Raw genomic sequence first — 13,734 nt, forward strand, 5'->3', positions numbered from 1 at the left:
GGCAGCTTCTTGGCAGGTTATGCAGCCACGCTAACAGCCGGATATGGAGCTTGTGTGAATCAGGCCGGGGCCAAAGGGTGCGTGCCCGACGCGTCGAAATGGATATCCACACCCAGTTGCGCGGCCTCGGACAGGTTGACCAGGGCATCGAGGGAGAACTTGTTGATCTTGCCGCTGAGCACGTCATTGAGGCGTGGCTGGGAGATGTTGAGGCGCTTGGCCGCCTCCTTCTGCGATACCCCCCAGGCTTGCACGGTCTTGCCCAGTTCAAGCATCAGCTTGGCCCGCAGGCGCATGTTGGCGGCCTCCTGGGGCGTGGCTTCCAGGGCGTCCCAGACGCTGGCAAAGCGCTGGTTGATCGGTTGGTCAGTCATGGCGTGAACCTGCTTCTTGATATCTGGCACGAGCCAGCTCGATATCCCGCGCTTGGGTCTTGCGGGTGGTCTTGCGCACCGCGTGCAGCACATAGATGGCTGCGGGCCGCCTGACCACATAGAACACCCGAAACGCCCCTGAATCCTCATGGATCCTGATTTCGAAAACGCCCGGACCGATGGTTTTCACTGACCTGCAATCGTAGGGCTGTTCCCCCTGCTGCAGCAGATCCAGCTGGTAACCGGCGGCCCGACGGGCATCTTCAGGGAAAGCCCTGAGCTCCCTGAGCGCACTCCCGACAAACACCACATCCTTGTGCCTGGGCATCGAACTTCTCCTGTTACTGACCAGGAGCAAGGCTAATCAAGACTGCCGAGGCCGGCCGTGCCGGGTTGTTGCAAGGCATGGCCACAAGCATCGAATGACGTGGAGCGCTTCCTGCAATCTATATCCAAACAGATATAAATCAAGAGCAAAAATATCAATCGGACGTACGGCAGAAAATACCGAGGGGTACGGTGAAGGCCTTGTGGCTTGGGGGTCACGGCCTGTGTGACGGGTTATTGCCAGGATCGAGGGGGCACATTGCAGCCCGCCTCGGCGGCAGGCAAAAAACAGCAGCGCAAAAGTGTTTTCAGCAGATTTCCGCGGCCCCCATCACCGTAGGAGCCGGCTTGCCGGCGAAGAGGCCTGCAAGCCGTGCATCGCCCTTGCGGACGCTTTCGCTGGCAAGCCAGCTCCTACACAGCAAGACGGATTGTCGGGGACTCAGCACCTTCCATCGTAGGAGCCGGCTTGTCGGCGAAGAGGCCCGCAAGCCTTGTGTTGCCCTTGTGGACGCTTTCGCTGGCAAGCCAGCTCCTACAAAGCGGACTGCGCGGATCAGGCGCCGGGAACGAAATGCTTCTGCGCGGTGCCGCGGGCGATCAGACGGGAGATGTAGTCGAGCTTCTGGGCATCCTGGTCCACGAACCGGAAGGTCAGTTGCAGCCACTCGCTGTCCGGCTTGGGTTCAAAGGCCACGACCGCATGCAGGTAGCCATTGAGCCGCGCCACTTCGGCGTTGTCACCTTGCTCCAGGTCCAGCACCGCGCTTTCCAGCACCTGGGGCAGGTTCTCGCCGCGCTTCACCACCAGCAACGCTTCCTTGATGCTCAAGGCCTTGATCACGCACTGCTGGTTGCCGCTGGACAAGCGCAGTTGGCCCTGGCCACGCCCGGCACTGGCCGCGGCAGCAGGAGTCGGCGCCTTGACCGGTGGGCTGTTGAGCAGGCCACGAGCCGGAGCCGCTGCGCCAGGGGCCGGTGCAGGAGCCGCTGCCGGTTTGGCAAACGGATTGACCGGGGCCGAAGCTGCCCCCACCACCGCCGGCTTGCCGCCGGTCAGGGCGCTCAGGGAATCATTGCCGAAGGCCGAGTTCATCTTGGTCGGCGCGCTGTTCATCAAGGTGTCGAGCTTGCCGACCTTGTTCAGCGCCTGCTTGACCTTGGTCAGCAGCTGTTCGTTGGTGAAAGGCTTGCTCACATAGCCGGATACCCCGGCCTGGATCGCCTGCACCACGTTTTCCTTGTCGCCACGGCTGGTGACCATGACGAACGGCATGGTTTTCAGTGCCTCTTGCTCACGGCACCAGGTCAGCAGCTCAAGGCCGGACATTTCCGGCATTTCCCAATCGCACAGGACCAGGTCGAAGGCTTCGCGGGCGAGCATCGCCTGGGCCTTCTTGCCGTTGATCGCGTCTTCGATCTTGATGCCAGGGAAGTAGTTGCGCAGGCACTTCTTCACCAGGTCACGAATGAACGAAGCGTCATCCACCACCAACACACTTACCTTACTCATCGACCACCCCTTTAAAAATCCCGGCAAGCATAACGCTGGCTGATGGCACTTTGCCAAAACTCTTCAGTCACGCCGGGACTTTTCGTTCGCGGGTGCTGCTTTTCAAATTCGAGGAGCACAAACAAAAACGCCCGGCCAAAGGGCCGGGCGCTCTTCTCGGGCACTCTTACTTATCGTCAGCTTGATCCGGAACATTAGCGGATTCGCCACTTGTGCCTTCAACTTCTTCCTTCATGCGCTTGAGCCCCAGATGGCGCACGTCGGTGCCACGCACCAGATAAATCACCAGCTCGGAAATGTTGCGCGCGTGATCGCCGATCCGCTCCAGCGAACGCAGCACCCAGATAATGCTCAGAACCCGCGAGATAGAGCGCGGGTCTTCCATCATGTAGGTGGCCAGCTCGCGCAGCGCGGTCTTGTATTCGCGGTCGATGATCTTGTCGTACTGAGCCACGGAAAGTGCCAGATCGGCATCGAAGCGGGCAAAAGCGTCCAAGGCGTCGCGGACCATGTTGCGCACCTGATCGCCGATATGCCGCACTTCCACGTAGCCACGCGGGGCTTCGCCCTCTTCGCACAGCTGGATGGCCCGACGGGCGATCTTGGTGGCTTCGTCGCCGATGCGTTCCAGGTCGATCACCGACTTGGAGATGCTGATGATCAACCGCAAGTCGGAAGCCGCCGGCTGGCGACGGGCGAGGATGCGCAGGCATTCCTCGTCGATATTGCGCTCCATCTGATTGATCTGATCGTCAATCTCGCGCACCTGCTGGGCCAACCCGGAGTCGGCTTCGATCAGCGCGGTGACCGCGTCATTGACTTGCTTCTCCACCAGCCCGCCCATGGCCAGCAGGTGGCTGCGCACCTCTTCCAGCTCGGCATTGAACTGCGCGGAGATGTGGTGGGTGAGGCCTTCCTTCGAAATCATGGTTCTGCTCCACAAAAGCTGTAAGCCGCAAGCTACAAGCTGCCAGTTGATAGGTTTCGTCGCGTTGAACTGCTGTTACCTGCCGCTTGAAGCATGCGGCTTGACGGCTAGCCGTAACGCCCGGTGATGTAGTCTTCGGTCTGCTTCTTCGCCGGGTTGGTGAACAGGGTATCGGTATCGCCGAATTCCACCAGTTTGCCCATGTACATGAACGCGGTGTAATCGGAAACCCGCGCCGCCTGCTGCATGTTGTGGGTCACGATGACGATGGTGAACTTGGATTTCAGCTCGTAGATCAGCTCTTCGACTTTCAGGGTCGAGATCGGGTCCAGGGCCGAGCAGGGTTCGTCCAGCAGCAGCACTTCCGGTTCCACGGCAATGGTCCGGGCAATCACCAGACGCTGTTGCTGACCGCCGGACAGGCCCAGGGCCGAGTCGTGCAGGCGGTCCTTGACCTCATCCCACAGCGCCGCGCCCTTGAGCGCCCACTCCACGGCTTCGTCGAGCACGCGCTTCTTGTTGATGCCCTGGATGCGCAGGCCGTAAACCACGTTTTCGTAGATGGTCTTGGGGAACGGGTTGGGCTTCTGGAACACCATCCCGACCCGACGACGCAGCTCGGCCACGTCCTCGCCCTTGCGATAGATGTTGTTGCCGTAAAGGTTGATCGCACCCTCTACACGGCAGCCGTCCACCAGGTCGTTCATACGGTTGAAGGTCCGCAGCAGGGTCGACTTGCCGCAACCGGACGGGCCGATGAACGCGGTCACGCGCTGCTTGGGAATGTTCATGCTGACGTCGAACAGCGCTTGTTTCTCGCCGTAGAACAGGCTCAGGCCGGGCACTTCGATGGCCACGGTTTCCTGTTCCAGGCTCAGGCTCTGCTTGTCGCGGCCCAGGGCAGACATGTTGATGCCATGAGTGTGTGCTTCGTGTTGCATGGGATGCTCCCTGTGCTACCAATTCGTTTGTCGTGAACCGCAGGCATCAGGCCTGCGGTGACATCATTCTGTTTGTAGGCGCCGGCTTGCCGGCGAAGAGGCCTGCAGGCCTTGTGTCGTCCTTGCGGACGCCTTCGCTGGCAAGCCAGCTCCTACGCAAGCCAGCCGATCAGCTGTCCAGTGCCTTGTATTTTTCCCGCAGGTGGTTACGAATCCATACGGCCGACAGGTTGAGCGTGGCGATCACCAGCACCAGCAGCAGCGCGGTGGCGTACACCAGCGGCCGCGCCGCCTCGACGTTGGGGCTCTGGAAGCCGACGTCATAGATGTGGAAGCCCAGGTGCATGATCTTCTGGTCCAGGTGCAGGTACGGGTAGTTGCCGTCCAGCGGCAGCGACGGCGCCAGTTTCACCACGCCCACCAGCATCAGCGGCGCCACTTCACCGGCGGCGCGGGCCACCGCGAGGATCATGCCGGTCATCATCGCCGGGCTGGCCATGGGCAGCACGATCTTCCACAGGGTCTCGGCCTTGGTCGCGCCCAGGGCCAGAGAACCTTCACGCACGGTACGGGGAATCCGCGCCAGGCCTTCCTCGGTGGCCACGATCACCACCGGCACCGCCAGCAGCGCCAGGGTCAAGGAGGCCCAGAGCAGGCCCGGGGTGCCGAAGGTCGGCGCCGGCAGGGCTTCCGGGAAGAACAGACGGTCAACCGAACCGCCCAGCACGTAGACGAAGAACCCCAGGCCGAACACGCCGTAGACGATGGCCGGAACCCCCGCCAGGTTGTTCACCGCGATGCGGATCACCCGGGTCAGGGCGTTCTGCTTGGCGTATTCGCGCAGGTACACCGCCGCCAGCACGCCGAACGGGGTGACGATCATGGCCATGATCAGGGTCATCATCACCGTGCCGAAAATTGCCGGGAAGATGCCGCCTTCAGTGTTGGCTTCACGCGGGTCGTCGCTGAGGAATTCCCAGACCTTGCTGAAGTAGAAGCCGATCTTGGTGAAAGTGCCCATGGCGTTCGGCTGGTAGGCGTGTACCACCTTGCCCAGGCCGATCTCGACTTCCTTACCGTTGGCATCACGAGCGGTCAGGCTGTCGCGGTTGAACTGGGCGTGCAGGTCACTCAGGCGCGCCTCGATGTCCTGGTAACGGGCATTGAGTTCGGCACGCTCGGCGTCCATGTCGGCCTGGGCCGCGGCGCTCATCTGGCCATCCAGCTCCAGCTTGCGACCGTGCAGGCGGATGCGCTCCAGACCGGCGTTGATCGCGCCGATATCGGATTTCTCCAGACTCTTGAGCTGGGCCGCCAGCTTGTTCACCCGGTCGATCCGCGCTTGCAGCTCGGGCCAGGCGGCTTCGCCTTCGGCAATCACCTTGCCGCTTTCCTTGACGTTGACCAGATAGCCGTAGAAGTTGCCCCACTCACGGCGCTCGATGGCCATCAGCTCTTTCGGATAGCTCTGGTTGGTCAGCCACTCGCCGACGATCCAGGTGAAGTCGTTGCCGTTCAGGTCACGGTTGCCGACCTTGATCAGCTCGCGGGTCATGAACTCCGGGCCCTGGTCGGGCACCGGCAGGCCGGCACTCTTGAGGCGCGCCCGGGGCACTTCTTCCTTCTGTACCACTTCACCGATGACCAGATGGTTGGCCTGGCCCGGCACGTCGTAGTGAGCGTGCACCAGGTCCGCCGGCCAGAAGTGGCCGAGGCCGCGCACGGCGATCACCGCCAGCAAACCGATGGTCATGATGACCGCGATGGACACCGCGCCACCGCTGATCCAGACGCCCGGGGCGCCGCTCTTGAACCAGTCTTTTAGGGAGTTCTGTTTCACAGACTTCTACCTTTCTTAAAGCGACGAGTATTTCTTGCGCAGACGCTGACGAATCAGTTCTGCGAGGGTGTTCATGACGAAGGTGAACAACAGCAGCACCAGCGCCGAGAGGAACAGCACGCGGTAGTGGCTGCCGCCGACTTCCGATTCGGGCATTTCCACCGCGACGTTGGCGGCCAGGGTGCGCAGGCCTTCGAACAGGTTCATTTCCATGACCGGGGTGTTGCCGGTGGCCATCAGCACGATCATGGTCTCGCCCACGGCGCGGCCCATGCCGATCATCAGCGCCGAGAAAATCCCCGGGCTGGCGGTGAGGATCACCACGCGAGTCATGGTCTGCCACGGCGTGGCACCCAGGGCCAGGGAGCCCAGGGTCAGGCCGCGGGGTACGCTGAACACGGCGTCTTCGGCGATGGAGTAGATGTTCGGAATCACCGCGAAACCCATGGCCAGACCAACTACCAGGGCGTTGCGCTGGTCGTAGGTAATGCCTAAGTCATGGGAGATCCACATGCGCATGTCGCCGCCGAAGAACCAGTTCTCCATGAACGGGCTCATGTACAGCGAGAGGAAGCCGACGAAGATGATCACCGGGATCAGAATCGCGCTTTCCCAGCCTTCCGGCACTTTCAGGCGCAGGGATTCGGGCAAACGGCTCCAGGCGAAACCCGCCACCAGGATGCCGATCGGCAGCAGCAGCAGCAGGCTGAAGATGCCCGGCAAGTGGCCCTCGACATAAGGCGCGAGGAACAGCCCGGCGAAGAAGCCGAGGATCACCGTCGGCATCGCTTCCATCAGTTCGATCACCGGCTTGACCTTGCGGCGCATGCCCGGGGCCATGAAGTAGGCGGTGTAGATCGCCGCAGCCACCGCCAGCGGAGCCGCCAGCAACATGGCGTAGAACGCCGCCTTCAGGGTGCCGAAGGTCAGGGGCGAGAGGCTCAGCTTGGGTTCGAAATCGGTGTTGGCCGCGGTGGATTGCCAGACGTATTTAGGCTCGTCGTAGTTCTCGTACCAGACCTTGCTCCACAGCGCGCTCCAGGACACTTCCGGGTGCGGGTTGTCCAGCAGCAGCGGTTGCAGCTTGCCGCCGGCCTCGACGATCACCCGGTTGGCCCGTGGCGACAGGCCGAACAGGCCCTGGCCGTCCACCACCTGATCCACCAGCAGGGTGCGGTGGGCAGTGCTGTGGAACACCCCGAGCTTGCCGGCGGCGTCCAGGGCAACGAAGCCCTTGCGACGCTCTTCGGCGGTGATTTCAAGGATAGGCGCGGTGCCCATCTGGAAGGTGCGGATCTGTTTCAGGCGCAGTTCGCCATCCGGGTCGCGGGCCATGAACCACTGAGCCAGGCCGCCCTTGGAGGTGCCGATGATCAGCGAGATGCCGCCCACCAGCTGGGTGCTGGCCGTGACTTCGGTGTTGGCATCTTCCAGCAGCTTGTAGCGACCGTTGAGACTCTTGTCGCGCAGGCTGAACACGTCGGCCTGGGCCCGTCCATTGATCACATACAGCCATTGCTGGCGCGGATCGATGTACATCGCCTTCACCGCCTCGGTCATCTGCGGCAGCTCGATGCGGCTCTGCTCGCTGGTGACTTCGCCGGTCATCATGTTTTCTTCGCGGGTCAGCTTCAGCACATGCAGTTGCGAACCGGTGGAACCGGCGATGATCAGCGACGAGTCGGTGGCGTTGAGGTTGACGTGTTCCAGCGCGCCGCCCTGCTCGTTCAGGGTGATCGGGGTGTCGCCGTAGGGGTACTCGATGGCCGGCGAGATGGTCTTCTTGCCGTCCGGGTAGCTGACCTTGTAGGTGTGACGGAACACCAGGGCCTGGCCGTTGGACAGGCCGACCACCACCAGCGGATTGCCGGGCTGGTCCTTGCCGATGGAGGTGACGCTGGCGCCCGCCGGGATCGGCAGGTCGACCTTGCGCAGCTCGGCACCGCTGTCGATGTCGAAAAACAGCGCCTGGCCCTTGTCGGAAACGCGCATGCCGACCTGATTCTGCTCTTCCAGAGAGAACATCAGCGGCTTGCCGGCGTCCTGCATCCAGGCAGGCGTCAGAGGGTCCTTGGCGGTCAGCTCGGCCCCTTGGAACAGCGGCGCGACGACGTAGGCGAGGAAGAAGAAGATCAGGGTGATCGCACCCAGCACCGCCAGGCCGCCGACAAGGACGTACCAGCGAGTCAGACGATCTTTGAGCGCGCGGATGCGGCGCTTGCGTTGCAGTTCAGGCGTATTGAAGTCAATGCGCTTGGGGGGAGAAGTCGTAGTCATGGGGGAGTTGGCCAGATCATTCATGCGCACACCCTAGCGATCCTGTATGACAGAAAGATGACAATGCAGTGACGCAACAAATCCGCCGCGTGGCAGAGCCTGCAGCGGACAGAAAAATGAGGTTGCAGGAGCCGACTCACCGACGAACAGAGCCTTGAGCGCTGGTCGCCCTGAAGGGCGCTTTCGCTGGCAAGCGGAACGCCGCCCGGCCAGCTCCTACGAAAACCAGAAGGTCCGAGGAGCCCGGACCTTCTGCGGCGGCTTATGCGCCTTCTTTCAGACCCAGGTCAGCCAGGGCCTTGGCGGCCACCTTGGCTGGCAGTGGGATGTAGCCGTCTTTCACGACCACTTCCTGACCCTGTTTGGACAGGACCAGTTTCACGAACTCGGCTTCCAGCGGGGCCAGAGGCTTGTTCGGGGCCTTGTTGACGTAGACGTAGAGGAAGCGCGACAGCGGGTACTTGCCGTTCAGGGCGTTTTCTTCGGTGTCTTCGATGAAGTCGCTGCTGCCTTTCTTGGCCAGGGCCACGGTCTTCACGCTGGCGGTCTTGTAGCCGATGCCCGAGTAGCCGATGCCGTTCAGCGAGGAGCTGATGGACTGCACCACCGACGCCGAACCGGGTTGCTCGTTGACGTTAGGCTTGTAGTCGCCTTTGCACAGGGCTTCTTCCTTGAAGTAGCCGTAGGTGCCGGATACCGAGTTGCGACCGAACAGCTGAACCGGCTTGTTGGCCAGGTCGCCCTTCACGCCCAGGTCGCCCCAGGTCTTCACTTCTTCTTTAGCGCCGCACAGACGAGTCGAGGAGAAGATCGCGTCGACCTGTTCCATGGTCAGGTGCTGGATCGGGTTGTCCTTGTGCACGAACACCGCCAGGGCGTCCACGGCCACCGGGATAGCGGTTGGCTTGTAGCCATACTTCTGCTCGAAGGCCGCGAGTTCCGTGTCCTTCATCTTGCGGCTCATAGGGCCCAGGTTGGAGGTGCCTTCGGTCAGCGCGGGTGGCGCGGTGGCGGAGCCGGCGGCCTGAATCTGAATGTTGACGTTCGGGTATTCTTTTTTGTAGTTCTCGGCCCACAGGGTCATCAGGTTCGCCAAGGTATCGGAACCGACGCTGGACAGGTTGCCCGACACACCAGTGGTCTTGGTGTAGCTCGGGATAGCAGGGTCAACAGCGGCAACCGCGTGGGCAGTCGCAACGCCAGCGGCGACAAAGGTCATTGCCGCCATCAAACGCTTCAGTTTCATGCCTTACTCCTAGCAGATAGGGTGTGTTAAGTCGGGGCCAAGTATCTGTAGGCCGTGTGAACACTCTATGTCCGGAATATGACAATTAGATGAAAGGCCAGCATTCCTCAACGGAAGCTGGCCTTTGCTTATTGTGTCGGTAGGAGCCGGTTGGCCGGCGAACCCATCTAAATGGGCATCAAGCCTGTCAGCGGCCCTTCTTCCACAGGTACAGCCCCACCAGCAGGCCGATGCCGCAAATGATTGCCACATAGTAGGCCGGGCCCATCGGGCTCTCCTTGAGCAGCCAGGTCACCACCATCGGCGTCAGGCCACCGAAGATCGCGTAGGCCAGGTTGTAGGAAAACGACAGGCCGCTGAAGCGCACCGCTGCCGGGAACGCCTTGACCATTACATAAGGCACCGCGCCGATGGTGCCGACGAACAGGCCGGTCAGGGCATACAGCGGGAACAGCCACTGCGGGTTGTCCAGCAGGCCGTGATAGAAGGTCCAGGAGGTGGCCAGCAACAAGGCGCTGCCGAAGACGAAGACCTTGCCGGCACCGAAACGGTCCGCCAGGGCTCCGGAGGCGACGCAACCCAGACTCAGGAACACGATCGCCAGGCTGTTGGCTTCCAAGGCAGTGATGGCCGGGAATTTATAGACGGTCTGCAGCACCGTAGGAGTCATCAGGATCACCACGATGATCCCGGCGGACAGCAGCCAGGTCAGCAGCATGGAAATGACGATGGCGCCACGGTGGTCGCGCAGCACCGCCCGCAGCGGCAGCTCTTCGGCCAGGGCCTTGCGCAGTTGCAGTTCGGCGAACACCGGGGTTTCGTGCAGCAGACGGCGCAGGTACACCGAGAACAGACCGAACACCCCGCCCAGCAGGAACGGGATACGCCAGGCGTAGTCCGCCACTTCCACCGGGGTATAGATGCTGTTGATCGCGGTGGCCACCAGCGAGCCCAGAAGAATCCCGGCGGTCAGGCCCGAGGTCAGGGTGCCGCAGGCATAGCCGATATGCCGCTGGGGCACGTGTTCGGAAACGAATACCCAGGCGCCGGGCACTTCACCGCCGATGGCCGCGCCCTGGATCACCCGCATCAACAGCAACAGGATCGGCGCCCACAGGCCGATCTGCGCGTAGGTCGGCAGCAGGCCCATGATCAGAGTCGGCACCGCCATCATGAAGATGCTCAGGGTGAACATCTTCTTGCGCCCCAGCAGGTCGCCGAAGTGGGCCATGACAATCCCGCCCAGGGGCCGCGCCAGGTAACCGGCGGCGAAGATGCCAAAAGTCTGCATCAGGCGCAGCCACTCAGGCATGTCCGCCGGGAAGAACAGCTTGCCGACCACGGTGGCGAAGAACACGAATATGATGAAGTCGTAGAACTCCAGCGCACCGCCCAAGGCAGACAGCGACAGGGTCTTGTAGTCACTTCGGGTCAAGGGACGGGCGGGCTGCGCTGGCTGCGCGGCGCTCGAGGGCACAGTGGTCATGGCAAGGGCTTCTCTTATTAGTCGGTTCTGGAAGCCGCAACAGCGCTGGTTGGGGCCTGGCAGGTTCGGCACGATAGCAAATTGTTCGAATGCGTACACAGCGGCGCACAAATGACTCACAAATTTGCGAACTGAGTGGGTCGTCGCGGAGTCTATCGACCGATATACTCGCAAACCTCGAAGCGCAAAGCCGCTTCTGGCAAGGGTTGCTGTGCGAAAGCGCTGCTGCGCGCCCCAGTCCATGGACAGTGCCAGTCGATTTCGCAGAGTTTCTCTTTAGCACGCCTTAGAAAGAACGTGACGAACGTAGTATGTTCGGGCTGAATCGTTTTTCCTGAAGACGGCTATTCACCTGAAGTACCCATGAAGCGTCACGGGTCAGAGGCCCCCCGGCATGATAGAACTCGAACAAGAAGATCCAATCCCGCAAGGCGACCTGGCCCTGCAAATCACCGCTTTGCCCCGTGAAACCAACGGCTTTGGCGATATTTTCGGCGGCTGGCTGGTGGCGCAGATGGACCTGGCGGGCACCGCCATGGCCAGTCGCGTTGCTGGTGGCAGGGTGGCCACCGTGGCCATCGATCGCATGGCGTTCCTGGTGCCAGTGGCAGTGGGCGCGCAGCTGTCCTTCTATACCCAGACCCTGGAGATCGGCCGCAGCTCGATCCAGATGATGGTGGAAGTGTGGAGCGACGATCCCCTGTCCAGCGAATGGCGCAAGGTCACCGAAGCGGTGTTCGTATTCGTCGCCATCGACGGCAGCGGCCGCACCCGTTCGGTCCCGCCCCGCGCGCGTTAAACCTGGAGGCTGTTATGCGGTCCATAACAGCCCAAACCTTGCGAACGAGATCAGCAGCATGCCTACGCCCCACGTTGAAACGGTGAAACTGGATGAACTGAACTGCTGGCGCATTCGCCACGGTGACGCCGAACTGTTGGTGGCCCAGCAAGGCGCGCACATCCTCAGTTATCAAGTGGCCGGGCAACAGCCGCTGATCTGGCTCAACGACGAGGCGCAGTTCAAGACTGGCAAAAGCATCCGCGCCGGGGTTCCGGTGTGCTGGCCCTGGTTCGGCAACTTTGCGCGCAACCCGCAAAGCGTGCAGGCCATGCGCCAAAGTGCTGAGCCGGCGCCTGCCCACGGTCTGGTGCGGGCCTGCGACTGGGAACTGCAAGGCATCGAGAGTGAAGGCGACAGCTTGCTGGTGCATCTGCGCCTGCCCTGCCCCGCAGGCGGCTTCCCCGGCTGGCCCCATCAAGTGGAACCGAGCCTGAGCATCCGCCTCGACGAGCAACTGCACATCAGCCTCAGCAGCCATAACCTGGGCACTGAAAGCGTGAGCATCAGCCAGGCACTGCACAGCTACTTCGCGGTCAGCGATGTGCGCAAGGTGCAGGTGGAGGGCGTGGACGGGCTGAACTACATCGAGACCCTGGAAGACTGGAAAACCAAGGTGCAGAACGGCGCCCTGCAATTTAGCGGCGAGACCGACCGCATCTACCTGAATGTTCCGGCGCAGCTGGAGATCGTCGACCCGCAGTGGCAACGACGGATTCGCCTGAACAGTGAAGGCTCGCGCACCGCAGTGATCTGGAACCCCTGGATCGACCGCGCCGCGCAATTCAGCGACATGGCCAACGACGGCTGGCAGCGCATGCTGTGCATCGAGACCGCCAACGTGATGGATGACATCGTCACCCTGGCCCCCGGCGCCCGCCACACCCTGAGCGTCAGCATCAGCGGCACCCCGCTCTGACCCCACCTGCCCCGTAGGAGCTGGCTTGCCAGCGAAGAGGCCCTCAAGACCGCTTTCGCCGGCAAGCCGGCTCCTACCGTTCAGCGGCGTTCAAATGCGCCGCTTCAGAGATCCGATTCCTGAACCACCCGCACCTTCGCCGCATCCAGGGCGTAGGCCGCGTCGGCCAGGTCATTGCTGACCTTCTCGATCTTCAAGGTGCCCGTCACCCACAGCGGCGTGTAAATGTCATCCAGCTTCACGCCCTTGGGAAAGCGCACCAACACCAGCTGGTTGGGCGGCGGTGGCGGCACGTGGATGCAGGCGCCCGGATACGGCACCAGGAAAAACAGCGTGCTGCGTCCCTTGGCATCGGCTTCCAGCGGCACCGGATAACCGCCAAGGCGGATCTGCTTGTCGTTCATCGCCGGCACGGTCTTGGTGGAATACATCACCGCCGGCAAGCCCTTGCTCTGCTTCAGGCCGCCCTTGTCGGTGAAGGTGCCGTTGGCTTCGGGGGAGTTGTGGTCGATTTCCGGCATCTGCTCCAGGGCCTTCTGGTCCGACTTGGGCATCAGCTCCAGCCAGTCGGTTTCCGGCAGTTCGCCAGCCTGGGCCAGGCCACAGCCCAGCAGAACAAAGGTCAATAGAAGACGGCGCATGAGAGGGTGGCTCGGTCAAAAAGGAAGGACGTGAAAACCCGGGCATTCTAGTGCCCAAACCGTCAGCTGCGTTGAAGTTTCAGATGAAGAAAAGGGCTCCCCTCCGCACGAGCGGCAGAGGGGGCTTGCAGGCTGGATCAGCTTTTTTTGATAAAGCTGTAGATCACCAGCAGGACAATCGCGCCCACCAGCGCACCGATGAAACCGGCACCTTGGCCAACCTCATAGAGACCCAGAGCACGGCCACCATAAGTGGCTGCAAAGGAGCCGGCAACGCCCAGCAGGATGGTCATGATCCAGCCCATGCTGTCGTCTCCCGGTTTGAGGAAACGCGCCAGCAGACCAACGATCAAGCCGATGAAAATGGTTCCAATAATGCCCATGGCTGTTCCTCTGTAGGGGGG

General features: G+C 61.9%; 13 protein-coding genes. 2 read left to right on the forward strand and 11 right to left on the reverse strand.

Going from position 1 to position 13,734, the window contains the following annotated elements:
- Positions 1 to 59: 59 nt before the first annotated feature.
- The 9 genes from P7C00_RS31765 to P7C00_RS31805 form a co-directional block, all read right to left on the reverse strand.
- Positions 60 to 374: an XRE family transcriptional regulator gene (locus P7C00_RS31765; RefSeq protein WP_346634783.1), complete on the reverse strand. Its 315-nt coding sequence runs from the start codon at positions 372 to 374 to the stop codon at positions 60 to 62.
- On the reverse strand, positions 367 to 702 hold the full coding sequence (locus P7C00_RS31770) for a type II toxin-antitoxin system RelE/ParE family toxin (protein WP_404937919.1): 336 nt from the start codon (positions 700 to 702) through the stop codon (positions 367 to 369). The genes P7C00_RS31765 and P7C00_RS31770 overlap by 8 nt, the downstream gene beginning before the upstream one ends.
- 555 nt (positions 703 to 1,257) lie before the next feature.
- Positions 1,258 to 2,214, reverse strand: coding sequence for a response regulator (locus P7C00_RS31775; protein WP_346634781.1), 957 nt, complete (start codon positions 2,212 to 2,214; stop codon positions 1,258 to 1,260).
- Between the two features lie 166 nt (positions 2,215 to 2,380).
- Entirely contained in the window at positions 2,381 to 3,142 is a 762-nt protein-coding gene (phoU, locus tag P7C00_RS31780) for a phosphate signaling complex protein PhoU (protein ID WP_025130765.1), read from the reverse strand.
- Positions 3,143 to 3,249: 107 nt separating this feature from the next.
- Positions 3,250 to 4,083, reverse strand: coding sequence for a phosphate ABC transporter ATP-binding protein PstB (pstB, locus tag P7C00_RS31785; RefSeq protein WP_092317750.1), 834 nt, complete (start codon positions 4,081 to 4,083; stop codon positions 3,250 to 3,252).
- 169 nt (positions 4,084 to 4,252) lie between these two features.
- Positions 4,253 to 5,923, reverse strand: coding sequence for a phosphate ABC transporter permease PstA (gene pstA / locus P7C00_RS31790; protein ID WP_346634780.1), 1,671 nt, complete (start codon positions 5,921 to 5,923; stop codon positions 4,253 to 4,255).
- A gap of 15 nt (positions 5,924 to 5,938) precedes the next feature.
- A complete protein-coding gene (locus P7C00_RS31795; protein ID WP_404940122.1) occupies positions 5,939 to 7,972 on the reverse strand; it encodes an ABC transporter permease subunit in 2,034 nt (677 codons plus the stop codon).
- Positions 7,973 to 8,462: 490 nt separating this feature from the next.
- The gene (locus P7C00_RS31800) at positions 8,463 to 9,446 is read right to left on the reverse strand and encodes a phosphate ABC transporter substrate-binding protein PstS (protein ID WP_016964962.1); all 984 of its coding nucleotides are present in this window, start codon (positions 9,444 to 9,446) and stop codon (positions 8,463 to 8,465) included.
- 187 nt (positions 9,447 to 9,633) lie between these two features.
- Positions 9,634 to 10,932 carry an MFS transporter gene (locus P7C00_RS31805; RefSeq protein ID WP_015637502.1) on the reverse strand — a complete coding sequence of 433 codons (1,299 nt, stop codon included), beginning with the start codon at positions 10,930 to 10,932 and terminating at the stop codon, positions 9,634 to 9,636.
- Between the two features lie 394 nt (positions 10,933 to 11,326).
- Between P7C00_RS31805 and P7C00_RS31810 the strand changes: the two genes are divergently transcribed.
- The gene (locus P7C00_RS31810) at positions 11,327 to 11,731 is read left to right on the forward strand and encodes an acyl-CoA thioesterase (RefSeq protein ID WP_003229628.1); all 405 of its coding nucleotides are present in this window, start codon (positions 11,327 to 11,329) and stop codon (positions 11,729 to 11,731) included.
- A gap of 58 nt (positions 11,732 to 11,789) precedes the next feature.
- Positions 11,790 to 12,689 (forward strand): D-hexose-6-phosphate mutarotase, encoded by a 900-nt coding sequence (locus tag P7C00_RS31815; protein WP_346634779.1) that lies wholly within the window; start codon positions 11,790 to 11,792, stop codon positions 12,687 to 12,689.
- Positions 12,690 to 12,793: 104 nt separating this feature from the next.
- On the opposite strand, the gene P7C00_RS31820 is transcribed toward P7C00_RS31815, so the two are convergent.
- Together P7C00_RS31820 and P7C00_RS31825 are read right to left on the reverse strand one after the other, a co-directional pair.
- Positions 12,794 to 13,330 (reverse strand): DUF3299 domain-containing protein, encoded by a 537-nt coding sequence (locus P7C00_RS31820; protein ID WP_346634778.1) that lies wholly within the window; start codon positions 13,328 to 13,330, stop codon positions 12,794 to 12,796.
- Positions 13,331 to 13,467: 137 nt separating this feature from the next.
- Entirely contained in the window at positions 13,468 to 13,713 is a 246-nt protein-coding gene (locus P7C00_RS31825; RefSeq protein ID WP_346634777.1) for a GlsB/YeaQ/YmgE family stress response membrane protein, read from the reverse strand.
- Between the last annotated feature and the right edge of the window lie 21 nt (positions 13,714 to 13,734).

The sequence above is a fragment of the Pseudomonas sp. JDS08PS003 genome (assembly GCF_045013505.1).
In the GTDB taxonomy this organism is placed as follows: domain Bacteria; phylum Pseudomonadota; class Gammaproteobacteria; order Pseudomonadales; family Pseudomonadaceae; genus Aquipseudomonas; species Aquipseudomonas protegens_B.

What these genes read in the sequence shown, in the direction of transcription:
- P7C00_RS31765 (WP_346634783.1), bottom strand. Translation starts at nt 374, where the DNA reads ATGACTGACCAACCGATCAACCAGCGCTTTGCCAGCGTCTGGGACGCC.
- P7C00_RS31770 (WP_404937919.1), bottom strand. Translation starts at nt 702, where the DNA reads ATGCCCAGGCACAAGGATGTGGTGTTTGTCGGGAGTGCGCTCAGGGAG.
- P7C00_RS31775 (WP_346634781.1), bottom strand. Translation starts at nt 2,214, where the DNA reads ATGAGTAAGGTAAGTGTGTTGGTGGTGGATGACGCTTCGTTCATTCGT.
- phoU (WP_025130765.1), bottom strand. Translation starts at nt 3,142, where the DNA reads ATGATTTCGAAGGAAGGCCTCACCCACCACATCTCCGCGCAGTTCAAT.
- pstB (WP_092317750.1), bottom strand. Translation starts at nt 4,083, where the DNA reads ATGCAACACGAAGCACACACTCATGGCATCAACATGTCTGCCCTGGGC.
- P7C00_RS31795 (WP_404940122.1), bottom strand. Translation starts at nt 7,972, where the DNA reads ATGCAGGACGCCGGCAAGCCGCTGATGTTCTCTCTGGAAGAGCAGAAT.
- P7C00_RS31800 (WP_016964962.1), bottom strand. Translation starts at nt 9,446, where the DNA reads ATGAAACTGAAGCGTTTGATGGCGGCAATGACCTTTGTCGCCGCTGGC.
- P7C00_RS31805 (WP_015637502.1), bottom strand. Translation starts at nt 10,932, where the DNA reads ATGACCACTGTGCCCTCGAGCGCCGCGCAGCCAGCGCAGCCCGCCCGT.
- P7C00_RS31810 (WP_003229628.1), top strand. Translation starts at nt 11,327, where the DNA reads ATGATAGAACTCGAACAAGAAGATCCAATCCCGCAAGGCGACCTGGCC.
- P7C00_RS31815 (WP_346634779.1), top strand. Translation starts at nt 11,790, where the DNA reads ATGCCTACGCCCCACGTTGAAACGGTGAAACTGGATGAACTGAACTGC.
- P7C00_RS31820 (WP_346634778.1), bottom strand. Translation starts at nt 13,330, where the DNA reads ATGCGCCGTCTTCTATTGACCTTTGTTCTGCTGGGCTGTGGCCTGGCC.
- P7C00_RS31825 (WP_346634777.1), bottom strand. Translation starts at nt 13,713, where the DNA reads ATGGGCATTATTGGAACCATTTTCATCGGCTTGATCGTTGGTCTGCTG.